The sequence below is a fragment of the Pontimicrobium sp. MEBiC06410 genome, assembly GCF_053601615.1.
The window spans coordinates 352,758-365,328 of record NZ_JBSHNT010000162.1 but is presented as its reverse complement, the minus strand read 5'-3'; the positions used below and the strand labels follow the sequence as shown (position 1 = coordinate 365,328).

General features: G+C 29.9%; 12 protein-coding genes. All 12 read right to left on the bottom strand.

Annotated elements, in window-relative coordinates:
- Nucleotide 1 precedes the first annotated feature (1 nt).
- From ACVC08_RS17435 to ACVC08_RS17380, 12 genes are read right to left on the bottom strand one after another with little or no spacing between them, the layout of a single operon-like run.
- Nucleotides 2-979: a Gfo/Idh/MocA family protein gene (locus ACVC08_RS17435; RefSeq protein ID WP_452603009.1), complete on the bottom strand. Its 978-nt coding sequence runs from the start codon at nucleotides 977-979 to the stop codon at nucleotides 2-4.
- 1 nt (nucleotide 980) lies between these two features.
- Nucleotides 981-1,556: an acyltransferase gene (locus ACVC08_RS17430; protein ID WP_452603008.1), complete on the bottom strand. Its 576-nt coding sequence runs from the start codon at nucleotides 1,554-1,556 to the stop codon at nucleotides 981-983.
- Complete coding sequence (locus ACVC08_RS17425; RefSeq protein ID WP_452603007.1) at nucleotides 1,556-2,557, bottom strand: SDR family oxidoreductase; 1,002 nt, start codon at nucleotides 2,555-2,557, stop codon at nucleotides 1,556-1,558. Before ACVC08_RS17425 ends, ACVC08_RS17430 begins: the two co-directional genes overlap by 1 nt.
- A gap of 2 nt (nucleotides 2,558-2,559) precedes the next feature.
- Nucleotides 2,560-3,834 carry a nucleotide sugar dehydrogenase gene (locus ACVC08_RS17420; protein ID WP_452603006.1) on the bottom strand — a complete coding sequence of 425 codons (1,275 nt, stop codon included), beginning with the start codon at nucleotides 3,832-3,834 and terminating at the stop codon, nucleotides 2,560-2,562.
- 3 nt (nucleotides 3,835-3,837) lie between these two features.
- Entirely contained in the window at nucleotides 3,838-4,698 is an 861-nt protein-coding gene (gene rfbD / locus ACVC08_RS17415) for a dTDP-4-dehydrorhamnose reductase (RefSeq protein WP_452603005.1), read from the bottom strand.
- Nucleotides 4,695-5,240, bottom strand: a complete 546-nt coding sequence (gene rfbC, locus ACVC08_RS17410) for a dTDP-4-dehydrorhamnose 3,5-epimerase (RefSeq protein WP_452603004.1) — start codon at nucleotides 5,238-5,240, stop codon at nucleotides 4,695-4,697. Before rfbC ends, rfbD begins: the two co-directional genes overlap by 4 nt.
- 17 nt (nucleotides 5,241-5,257) lie before the next feature.
- On the bottom strand, nucleotides 5,258-6,121 hold the full coding sequence (rfbA, locus tag ACVC08_RS17405; protein ID WP_452603003.1) for a glucose-1-phosphate thymidylyltransferase RfbA: 864 nt from the start codon (nucleotides 6,119-6,121) through the stop codon (nucleotides 5,258-5,260).
- A 29-nt stretch (nucleotides 6,122-6,150) separates the two neighbouring features.
- Entirely contained in the window at nucleotides 6,151-7,167 is a 1,017-nt protein-coding gene (gene rfbB, locus ACVC08_RS17400; protein ID WP_452599555.1) for a dTDP-glucose 4,6-dehydratase, read from the bottom strand.
- On the bottom strand, nucleotides 7,157-8,221 hold the full coding sequence (locus ACVC08_RS17395; RefSeq protein WP_452599554.1) for a hypothetical protein: 1,065 nt from the start codon (nucleotides 8,219-8,221) through the stop codon (nucleotides 7,157-7,159). The genes rfbB and ACVC08_RS17395 overlap by 11 nt, the downstream gene beginning before the upstream one ends.
- A gap of 16 nt (nucleotides 8,222-8,237) precedes the next feature.
- Nucleotides 8,238-9,929: a DUF6909 family protein gene (locus ACVC08_RS17390; protein WP_452603002.1), complete on the bottom strand. Its 1,692-nt coding sequence runs from the start codon at nucleotides 9,927-9,929 to the stop codon at nucleotides 8,238-8,240.
- A 28-nt stretch (nucleotides 9,930-9,957) separates the two neighbouring features.
- Entirely contained in the window at nucleotides 9,958-11,460 is a 1,503-nt protein-coding gene (locus tag ACVC08_RS17385; RefSeq protein ID WP_452598489.1) for a GH3 auxin-responsive promoter family protein, read from the bottom strand.
- Nucleotides 11,461-11,464: 4 nt separating this feature from the next.
- On the bottom strand, nucleotides 11,465-12,331 hold the full coding sequence (locus ACVC08_RS17380) for a M23 family metallopeptidase (protein WP_452598490.1): 867 nt from the start codon (nucleotides 12,329-12,331) through the stop codon (nucleotides 11,465-11,467).
- Nucleotides 12,332-12,571: the final 240 nt, after the last annotated feature.

The following is a 12,571-nucleotide window of genomic DNA, read 5'->3' as shown; positions in this document are numbered from 1 at the left end:
ATTAATTATAAAGTTTCCCAAAAGGGTGATTTGTAAATTCTTTTTTTGCTAATGGATGATATTCTCCTTTTAAACCTATTGGTTCTGAGTTTCTAATATCATGAACAATATTTATGGCTTGTTTTGCATCTGTTAGACCATAACCTTTTCCATCTAGTATATCTTTATAGACTTTGGTGTGTAAATCTGTAAATCCCCCACTAAATTCTAATTCTTCTCCTTCAATTTGAATAGATCTGTATGTTCTTTGTCCTTTTTCTTTAATATAATCTGGTAATACATCACTATTTATCGATAAAAACCAACGTACTCGAGCTCTTTTAAATTCTAAATACCCAGCAGCACGATCATGCCTATGCACATGGACAATATTTTTTTTAACCTCACCAAAAATCCATGATAACATATCGTAAAAATGAACTCCAATATTTGTGGCTATTCCTCCTGATTTAGATACATCTCCTTTCCATGAAGTGTAGTACCAATTACCGCGAGAAGTTAAATAGGTTAAGTCAACATCAAAAATTTTATCTTTTGGAGCTGATGCCATCTTCTTCTTTAATTCAATTATACTATCATGTAGTCTTAATTGTAAAATATTCCAAACTCTGCGTCCAGTTTCTTTTTCTACATTTGCTAAAGCTTCAATATTCCATGGGTTGAGAACTAAAGGTTTTTCGCAAATCGCATCTGAACCTCTTCTTAATGCCATTCTTATATGTGAATCATGCAAATAATTTGGTGTACATATACTTACATAATCTAATTTTGTTTTTTTATCGTATTTAAGCTTTTCTAAATGTCTATCAAATCTTTCTGGTTCAACAAAAAAATCTGCTTCTGGAAAATAGCTATCAATTATTCCTACAGAATCAAAACGATCTAATGCTGCAATTAAATTGTTATTAGTGTCTTTAATTGCTTTAAGATGTCTTGGTGCAATATATCCTGATGCACCTATTAATGCAAAATTTTTCATACTATGAAACTCGTGTTACGCTGTTATTTTCTAGTTTATATGTTTGATTACTTTCTTCGCAAATAGCTATATTATCATCATTGAAAATAAGTTTATGTCCATACTCCCCAATCCACCCTATTTGCCGTGACGGATTTCCAACAACTAATGCAAATGGTTTTACTGTTTTTGTTACTACAGCTCCTGCTCCAATAAAAGCATACTCTCCAATATCATTACCACAAACTATAGTTGCATTTGCCCCAATTGAAGCTCCTTTTCTCACAATTGTTTTTGCATAATTACCTCTTCTATTTACTGCACTTCTAGGGTTTATTACATTTGTAAATACCATAGATGGGCCTAAAAACACATCGTCTTCACATTTTACTCCTGTATAAATAGATACATTATTTTGAACCTTTACATTATTACCTAATTCTACTTCGGGTGAGATAACTACATTTTGACCAATGTTACATTTCTCTCCTAGTTTACTATTGGACATAATATGAGAAAAGTGCCAAACTTTAGTGCCTTCTCCAATAATAGCCCCTTCATCTACTACTGCTGTTTCATGTATAAAAAAGTTTCCCATTATTTCTCGCAATATGATTTAACAGTTAATTTAATACCTTCTTTAAAAGAATACATAGGGGTATATGAAAACAAATTTCTTGCTTTTGAAATATCTGCTAGAGAATGTTTTACATCCCCTATTCTGTCCGGTCCATGCTTAACTGATGATTTTATATCAATATTCAAATTTTTAAAACCTTCTTTTATAGCTTCTACAAGTTCTAACAAACTTGTGTTTTCACCAAAGGCTACATTATAAACCTGATTAACAGAATCTTTACTTTCTTCTAAAACAGATTTTATATTTGCTTGTACCACATTTTCTATAAAAGTAAAATCTCTAGAATGCTTACCATCTCCGTTTATAACTAAATCTTGATGATTTAATAATTGACCAATAAATTTTGGAATGACAGCTGCGTATGCTCCATTTGGATCTTGTCTTTGTCCAAAAACATTAAAGTAACGCAATCCTATAGTTTCTAAGTTATATGTTTTATAGAATACGTCTGCATATAATTCGTTTACATACTTAGTTACAGCATAAGGGGATAACGGTTTACCAATAGTATCTTCAACTTTTGGTAACCCATTACTATCTCCGTAAGTACTAGAAGATGCTGCATAAACCATTCTTTTAACTGTCTTAGACTCTTTTGCTGCGACTAACATATTTAAGAAACCTGAAATATTAACATCATTTGATGTTATAGGATCATTAATAGATCGAGGTACTGACCCCAAAGCTGCTTGATGTAAGACGTAGTCAACACCATTCATTGCTTTTTTACAAACCTCTAAATCTCTAATATCATTATTTATAAACTCGCAATTTGGAAGTTTTATAAAAGGTTCTATGTTTTCTATATGACCTGTGGCTAAGTTATCTAGTATTACTACTTTTTTCGCATTATATTTCAACAAGTATTCAACAAGATTAGAGCCAATAAAACCGGCTCCACCTGTTACTAAAAAAGAAAAACTCGAAAGATCTTTATTATGATATTTTTGAGAATACATTTCTAAAGCGTTTTTGTTACTAATTTACTATCTAAAACACCTTTTACATCGTAAACTACTGCATTATCTCTCTTAATTTTATTTAAATCTAATTCTAAAAATTGCTTGTGAGCTACAACATGAACAATAGTGTCATATGTTTCACTAATTTCTGATATGGTTTCTAAATTATATTCATGCATTACTTCAGCATTAGATACCCATGGATCATATACATCTACATCCATATTAAATTCTTTTAAAGCGCGATATACATCTATAGCTTTGGTGTTTCTAATATCAGGACAGTTTTCTTTAAATGTAATACCTAACATCAAAACTTTTGCATTTTTTATAGCTATATTACTTTTTACCATTAATTTTAATACTTCAGTAGCAACGTATTCTCCCATACTGTCATTTAAACGTCTTCCTGCTAAAATAATTTCAGGATGGTAACCTACTTCTTGTGCTTTTTGAGCTAAATAATATGGATCTACACCTATACAGTGCCCTCCAACTAATCCTGGCTTAAATGGTAAAAAATTCCATTTTGTAGATGCTGCTTCTAATACAGCATGTGTATCTATGTCTAACTTATTAAATATTTTAGCTAATTCGTTAACAAAAGCAATATTAATATCTCGTTGAGCATTTTCAATTACTTTGGCTGCTTCTGCTACTTTTATGGTTGGTGCTAAATGCGTACCAGCAGTGATAACAGATGCGTATAAGCTATTTACAACTTCTCCTATTTCTTTTGTTGAACCGGATGTTACCTTTTTAATATTAGCTACAGTATGTTTTTTATCTCCTGGATTTATTCTTTCTGGTGAATAACCACAGTAAAAATCTTTATTAAATTTTAAGCCACTAATTTCTTCTAAAATCGGGACACATTCGTCTTCTGTAACCCCTGGGTAAACAGTAGATTCATATATAATTATATCACCTTTTTTTAAAACCTCACCAATAGTTTCAGATGATTTTATTAATGGTGTAAGAATAGGTCTATTATTCTTATCCACTGGAGTAGGAACAGTTACTATATATACATTACAATCTGCAATTGTATTAACATCGTAACTAAGCTGTAAACCTATTCCTGCCTTCGTTTTATTTAGTACTGCTTTTAAATTATCGTCACTAACTTCTAATGTACTATCATGACCTTCATTTAAAGCATTCACTCTAGTTTTATTAATATCAAAACCAATAACTCTAAATTTTTTTGCAAATTCTACAGCTAGAGGTAAGCCAACATAACCTAAACCGATTATAGCAATTGTCTTATTCATTTTTTAGTCTATTTTATTCAAACACTCCTTTAAACTATCTCTCCAATAAGGAATAGTAATCCCTAATTCTCTTTTTATTTTACTTTTATCTAACACACTAAAGTGTGGTCTTTTTGCTAATGTTTTGTAACTCGAACTAGATATTCCTTTAACATCAAGGTCTATTTTTTTATACTCAAAAATAGCCTTTGCAAAATCAAACCAACTTCCCAACCCATCATTACTGTAATGATAAAGTCCAAAATTATGGCTTTGATCTTTTATAATCCTTATAACAACCTTTGCTAAATCTATAGCATAAGTAGGAGCTCCTACTTGGTCTTTAATTATTGTTAAATGATTTCTCTCTTGGCTTAACTTAAGCATTGTTTTAACAAAATTACCACCATATTCTGAGTATAACCATGAGGTTCTAATAATAAAATACTTTTTTAAAGTCGTTTTTATTTCATTTTCACCTTTTAGTTTTGTTAATCCATAAATGGATATAGGATTTGTTATATCATCTTCTATATAAGGTATATTACCATTTCCATCAAAAACAAAATCAGTTGAAATATGTATTAATGTTACATTTTTAATCTCACACAATTCTGCTAAATTCCTAGCTCCTATTACATTTACTTCATATGCTCTTTCTTTATTTTCCTCAGCTTTATCTACAGCTGTGTATGCGGCACAATTAATACAATAATCAAAATGTTTAGAATTAAACAAACTATCTATTTTAAGTTTATTTGTAATATCTAACATTTTACTATCCATAAAAGTAAAATCAACATCTTCTATATTATGAGAGAGTTCTTGTATGGATTTACCAAGTTGCCCGCTAGCCCCAGTAACTAAAACCCTTTTTGTAATCATAATTCTATAGTATCAAATTTTGGCAAAAGTAGGTCTTTCTCTGAAATAATTAATTCCTTTTCTGGTAATTTCCAATCTATGTTTAAAGTTATATCATTATAAATGATGCCTCTTTCTGCATCTTTATTATAGAAACCATCACATTTATATGAAAAAATAGCCGTATCACTTAGCACGACAAAACCATGTGCAAATCCCTTAGGAACAAACAATTGCCTTTTGTTGTCTTCAGTTAACTCTACCGAAATGTATTCGCTATAGGTTTTTGAATTTTTTCTTAGATCTACAGCAACGTCTAACACCTTACCTTTAACGACCCTAACTAATTTTGCTTGAGCAAATTCTCCTTGTTGATAATGTAACCCTCTTAAAACCCCTTTAGTTGAATAAGACTCATTATCTTGAACAAAAACCGTATTTACTCCCATTATTTTATTAAAAACACTATTATTAAAGCTTTCGAAAAAATAACCTCTTTCATCATTAAAAATAGTAGGTTCAAGAATAAAGCAATCTTCAAGTTTTGTTTTAATAGCTTTCATACAATCTTAAAAAAGTATTATTTATCTAGAATACTAATAAGGTGTTTTCCATAACCACTCTTAACTAATGGTTGAATGAGCTCACCTAATTGTTCCTTATTTATATACCCCATTTTATAAGCCACCTCTTCAATAGCTCCAATTTTTAGCCCTTGCCTTTCTTCTATTACCTGAACAAACTGAGAAGCTTGCATTAGCGAATTAAAAGTCCCTGTATCTAACCAGGCAGTTCCTTTATCTAATACACTAACTTTTAATTTTTTCCGCCTTAAATACTCTTTATTAACGTCTGTAATTTCTAATTCTCCTCTATGACTAGGTTTTATATTTTTTGCTATACGAACTACATTATTATCATAAAAATATATACCAGGTACTGCATAATTAGATTTAGGTTTTTTTGGCTTTTCTTCTATAGAAATTGCCTCTCCATTGTTATCAAATTCTACAACACCGTAACGCTCTGGATCTAGAACATGATAAGCATATATAATACCTCCTTCTGGATTATTATTTGCTTGTAGTAATTTTTCTAACCCTGTTCCATAAAATATATTATCTCCTAATATTAAAGCGACTTTATCTTTACCTATAAATTCTTCTCCAATTATAAATGCTTCTGCTAACCCATTAGGGGCCTCTTGCACTGCATATTGAAAATTGCATCCAAACTTTTTTCCATCACCTAGAAGAGCTTCGAAAAGAGGTAAATCGTGAGGTGTAGATATTATTAAAATCTCTTTAATTCCTGACGACATTAATGTAGATAAAGGATAATATATCATTGGCTTATCATAAATAGGCATTAATTGCTTACTTACCGCCAACGTTAATGGGTGCAGTCGTGTGCCTGATCCTCCAGCTAGTATTATTCCTTTCATCTATTTTTTATAAATTATTTTTAAAAGAACTAATTATCATACTTCTTTAAATACCAATCAATGGTTTTTTTAATACCTGTCTCAAAGTTTTCATCGGCTTTCCACCCAAGATTCATTTCTATTTTTGAGGCATCTATTGCATATCTAAAATCATGCCCAGGTCTATCTTTTACAAATGTTATCTGTTCTTTATAAGATTTTTTAGATGGTTTTATTTCATCCAAAATTCTACAAATAGTGTCTGCTATATATAAATTATCTCTTTCATTTCTACCTCCTATGTTATAGGTCTCCCCTGTTTTACCTTTTTTGTAAACCAAATCAATGCCTTTACAATGATCTAAAACATATAACCAATCTCTTATGTTTTTACCATTCCCATAAATAGGTATTTGCTCTCCTGTAATAGCTTTTCTAATTATTGTAGGAATGAGCTTTTCGTTATGTTGTTTAGGCCCATAGTTATTAGAGCAATTGGTAGTAACTACATTCATTCCATAAGTATGAAAATAACTTCTAACAATAAAATCTGAAGATGCTTTAGATGCACTGTATGGACTATTAGGAGCATAAGGTGTTTGTTCAGTAAATAACCCATTTTCTCCTAAAGTTCCATAAACTTCGTCTGTAGATATATGGTGAAATCGACAATCTTCATAGCCTTCTTTTATTTTATTAGGCCCCTTCATCCAATATTTTTTTGCTGTTTCTAAGAGATTAAATGTCCCTACAATATTTGTATTTATAAATGCTCCTGGATCGGTTATAGAATTATCTACGTGTGACTCTGCAGCAAAATGAATAACACCATTGAAATTATATTTATTAAACTGTTCTTCAATTAAATTACCATCACAAATATCTCCTTCGATAAAGGTGTAGTTTTCATGATTATAAATTTCTTTTAAATTAGTCAGTTCTCCTGCATAAGTTAGTTTATCTATATTTACTACCTTGGTGTTTTTATTTTTTTCTAAAAAAAAAGGTATAAAATTAGAACCTATAAAACCTGCTCCTCCTGTGACTAAAACCGTATTAGTTTTCATATTGCATTGCATATTTTATAATTCTTATTATTATATAAATCAAGCATAACATAACAAAAGCTAATAATGGAAAAATAATAGAATACCTTTCTTTAAAGGTGATTTTTTGATTCCCTACTCTTTGAAAACTAGATATTACATCTACAAAAACATCTTTAGATATCGCTTTTTCTTCTAACTCTCTTAATTGCTCTCTTAATTTTATTTCTTTTTCAAGTAACTCGTATTCTTTTGTTCCTGATTTTTCTTGCTGCAGAGAAAACCCTCCTAATTTAAAATCCTTACTAGGATTCTTTGTTTCTTCTTGTAAAACATCTATATAAATTCTTTGTAGGGAGTCTACTTCTTTTAAGTTTTCAAGAATATTCTTTTTTTCTAACTCATATAATTTATTCTCTTTCTTTTTCTTTCTTTCAGAAAAATCATTTGTGAATGCCGAATTAATACCATATTCTAAATCTTTAAAAATATCCTTTTTGTAAGATTCTACTGTTATTAAAAATAAGCTTCCAGAATATATACTTCGATTATCTATATAGTCTTCGAATGATACATTTTCTACACTAGAACTGTCTAATGCTCTTAAAAAACCTTGATATTGTAAAACTTTATCGTTTTCTGTTTCAGGTCCAGGTTCAATTTTAAAAGATTTTACTTTATCTATATCAATCTTTACAGTATCGTTTTTTACGAAAATAGCTTTTAATGTATTATAATCTTGATTGGCAATTAGAGCATTAAAATAATTAATATTAGTAACTAACTGATATTTAGAGTCAAAATATGGCCTCACCAACATGTCTGAGCTATATACTTTGGGTTTATTTCGCTCAAGAACGTATCCTAATATAGCAGTAGCAATAATTACACTTGCAATTATTTTCCAATTAATAACAACAGACTTAATAATAATTATTATTACTGAAAAAATTGACTTTAAAATGGAACCTATAAAATTAAAAAGTCTAGTAAACAGATTGCCTATTATATTAAAAAATACAACTAAGTCGACTTCTTCAGATGTATTTTTATTCGATGGTAATTCTTTACTCATAATTGCGGTAAAATGGTTAATTAAATATTTGTTTTAAAATCTTTCTTGTTATTAAATAGGTTGGCCGAACTCCAGAGGTTCCTAATCCTCCAGATGCTAAAGTACCTCCTGTTTCTAATGGATTATCACTAGCATAATATGCGTACCTTACCTTTACATTTGGATTAATACTCCCCCTTACTTTCGATGCTGCTTGAATAGCTTTTTGATAGTGTGCTCCCTCCATTTCTAATCCAATTACATTCCATGTTGAATTGAAAAAAAACTTTAATATGTCTTTGTTTTGTAATGATGTTCCTAACACTGAAATCATAGAACCTTCGTACACATCTACGCCTTGCCCTTCTAGATCTGACTTACTTAATTCATTTTTAAAAGGATAATTATCTGCTGTGCCTTCAAAAATATGTGCAGACGGTATCATTATATCTCCTTTTCCTCCTTCTAAAATTCCAGCCTTCCCCATTACAGAAATAGATTCTACATTTAAGTGAACTTTAGTACCTTTATCCCCATAAGGTTTTAAAAGTTCATCTATAGTTTCATAAGCTTGTTCACCAAAAGCATAATCCATAACAAAAATAACTGGAGCCTCATTATCTTCTTTATTTTGCTTATTTAAACCCAAGTCTGTTTGGCTTAAATCTAGCTTAGCTGTATCAAAAATTTGAACATCTATATTAGTTCCAGAGGTATCTTTTATATAAATCATTCCCTGCTGTAACGCTTTTTGTGTTACTTTATTGCGTAGGGCTTCGTTTTTACTACTACTTAAGTCTTCATAAACACCAAAAATATCCTTTTTAGATATTAAATTTTTTAATGCTATTGGTGCATATAGCGTATTCATTACACTATGCAAGTTTGCACTAATTATATGTATTGGGCGTTCTAATAAATTATTCTTTTTAAGTGTTTCTTTAATTGTATTTGCCCATATTTCACCATGTATATGGTGCCCCAGTCTCTCTCTTAAAACAGGACTAAAAGTAACTGTTCGTTTAGTATTATTAACAACTTCATCTATTGCCAATTTACCTAACCAATATACAATATGTAATAAGCGTTCTGGTTTTTCCTTTGTTGCAAAGTTAGAATATACAGAAGATAATTCTCTAAACGTTCTTCCAAGTATATTGGCTGTATGAGTAATGGCTATTTCTCTTTCTTTTTGAGTAAGTTTCTTTTTACTTAAAACTGCTTTTTCTAGTTTTAACCAATCTCTTGTAGTATGCCCTTCGTCATTAATTATTACACGTTTACTAATTTTATGAGACTCTACAAAAAGAAACGTTAAGTGAGTTAAAATATCATAAATTTCCGATCGTCCTCGGGTAATTTCAATATTCATTTGCTCATCGTCTATACGATAGCAATTACGTCTTCTTTTGGGTGGTATTATCGCCTCAAAATGTGAATTAGCATAGCCTTCATCACTTGTTAAATTAATAAAACGACACTCTTCTATGCCTATTGGCAATCTATCTATTACATATAATAGACCATCTAATTCTGCTTTTTCATCTGCAATAGAACCATATATTTCTGGCCTTAAAACTAAAAGTGCTTCTCTTAAGGTTTCTCCAGAGACTCCCATTGGTTTATAAAACCCTCTATTAAATAAATGACGCATAGTAATATACATTCTTTCTATTGCATTTGAGCTTTCTTGAGCCCTCGTTCTTTCATGATATGTTATTTTACTCATAATCTTTCTTTAGCCTGCAAATATACTATTATTTATAGAGAATATACGTTTCTAAAGCATCTGCAATTTTCCTATCATTAGAAAGGCGTGGAATTTTATTTTGCCCTCCTAATTTTCCTATAGATTTCATATAATTTTGAAATCCATTTTTATCTATTTTAGATATTTTTAAAGGCTGTAATACTTTTCCTTTTATTAAATCTAAATAATAACTATTTTGTTCTTGTAATGCTTTATCTATTTTATTAGTGAATTTAGTAATATTTTCCGGTTCTTTTTCAAATTCTATAAACCATTCATGATAGGGTAGACCAGATTGAGGCGTAATCTGTGGCGCTACTGTAAATTCATTAACTCTAGCTTCAGAACTTTCTATAGCTTCCTTTAATGCTTGTTCTACCTCTTTACCTATTACATGTTCTCCAAAGGCAGATATAAAGTGTTTTATTCTACCAGAGACAATAACTCGATATGGACTTAAACTTGTAAATTGTACAGTGTCTCCTATATTATAAGCCCACAAACCTGCATTAGTAGATATTATTATTACGTAATTTACACCTTTTTCTACTTCTGCAATGGTTATACGTTTTGGATTCTCATTAAAAAATTCATCTGCTTTTATAAATTCGTAAAACATACCCGAATTTAACTGTAGCAACATTCCTTTTTCGTTTTGCTTATCTTGAAATGCAAAAAAACCTTCACTTGCAGGGTATAGTTCTATACTATCTACTTTTCTCCCTATTAAATTTTCAAACTTAGCTCTATATGGCTCATAATTTATGCCTCCAAAAATGAATAGATTAAAGTTTTTAAAAATATCTCCTACTTTTTTTCCTGTTTTTTCTTGAAGTCTTTCAAAATACATTTGTACCCATGAAGGAATTCCAGAAATAATAGTCATATTCTCAGGTAGTGTTTCTTCTACAATAGCATCTACTTTAGTTTCCCAATCTTCTATACAATTTGTCTCCCAAGATGGCATTCTGTTTTTTTGAAGGTACTTAGGTACATAATGTGCCACAATACCAGATAATCGACCTAACTGTATACCATTCTTTTCTTTTAGTATTGGGTTACCCTGTAAAAAAATCATTTTACCATTTACAAATTTCGTATTCCCTGTTTCATGTATATACATTAATATAGCATTTCTCGCCGCATTAACATGATATGGCATGCTTTCTTTTGTAATTGGTATGTATTTTGCTCCAGAAGTGGTGCCAGACGTTTTTGCAAAATATAATGGTTTTCCTTTCCATAAAACATCTTTCTCGCCTTCAACAACTTTATCTACATATTTTTTTATAGACTCATAATCTCTTACAGGAACTTGTTTTACAAAATCTTCATGAGTTTTTATGGTCTTAAAATTATGGTCTTTCCCAAAATTAGTATGAGAAGCTTCTTTTATTAAGTTTTTAAAAACGTTCTCTTGAGTTTCAATTGGGTTATTTGCCCATTTTTGAATGGATTTATATATTTTCTTTGCAAATTGTTTTGCTAATGCAGACTTAAATGGTATCATTAAATTATTTGAAATCTATAAAATTAGTTGGGTTTACTGGGTAACCATCACTCCATAATTCAAAATGTAAATGAGGACCAGTTGTTAATTCTCCTGTGTTTCCTGCCATTGCTATAACTTCTCCAGATTTAACTAAATCCCCTTGAGCTTTAGTTAACGACTCATTATGTTTATAAACAGATATTAAGCCATGGCTATGCTCTATTATAATTACATACCCCGTTTCTGTAGTCCATTCTGCAAAAATAACAGTTCCATCTGCTGCAGATTTTACTGGTGTATTCTCTGCAACTATTACATCTACTGCATAATGTTTTTCTTCTACGTTGTATGTCTCACTTATGGTTCCGCTCACTGGAGGAAATAAAACAAAGCTGGCTTTGGTTTTAGCTGTTTCAAATAAATTGTATTTATCTTCCTTATCTACTTTTTCTCTAAGAATAGAATCCTCTTTAATTGGGTCTAAGTCTACCTCGCCAATATCTAGTTTTGCTGCAGATAAAATAGAGTCTCTATTAAACTCTACAGTACTTACCTCTCCTTTTAGCACTTTTTTTATAGAGCTGTAATATTGTTCATTTAACCTAATAACCTTTTGTAATGAATCTGTTTTATAATTAAGCTCTACTGCTTTCTTTTTTAATGCTGTAGAAGAATAACCAGGAATATATTCCCGAATTGGAGTAAACGCTATTAATAATGTAGTAAGTGCTATTAATAATATTGATGAAATTGTAGCTAATACAAATACATTTAGTCGTGTTAACTTAAATGAAATGCGCTCCTCAAAAGTATCTTCGTTTAATATTACTAATCGATACTTATGAAGTAGTTTTCTTTTTAATGGAATTTTCTTTTCTTTTTTACTCATACTACTTTATCTATTACAAATATAGACAAAGGGTTTAATTTGTTTATTTCTGTGCTAAAAGTAATTGTAATTTAGCTTATAATTAACAAAAAAATGATCTAATATTTCTAAAATTATTTCTTACAACAACCACATACACTAGGATTAAACTAAAATTTTATTTTCGTTACACAAATCGTATAAATAACTAATTTTCAAAAAAATAAAACAAAAAAACAGGGTCTTAATTTATAAATATAA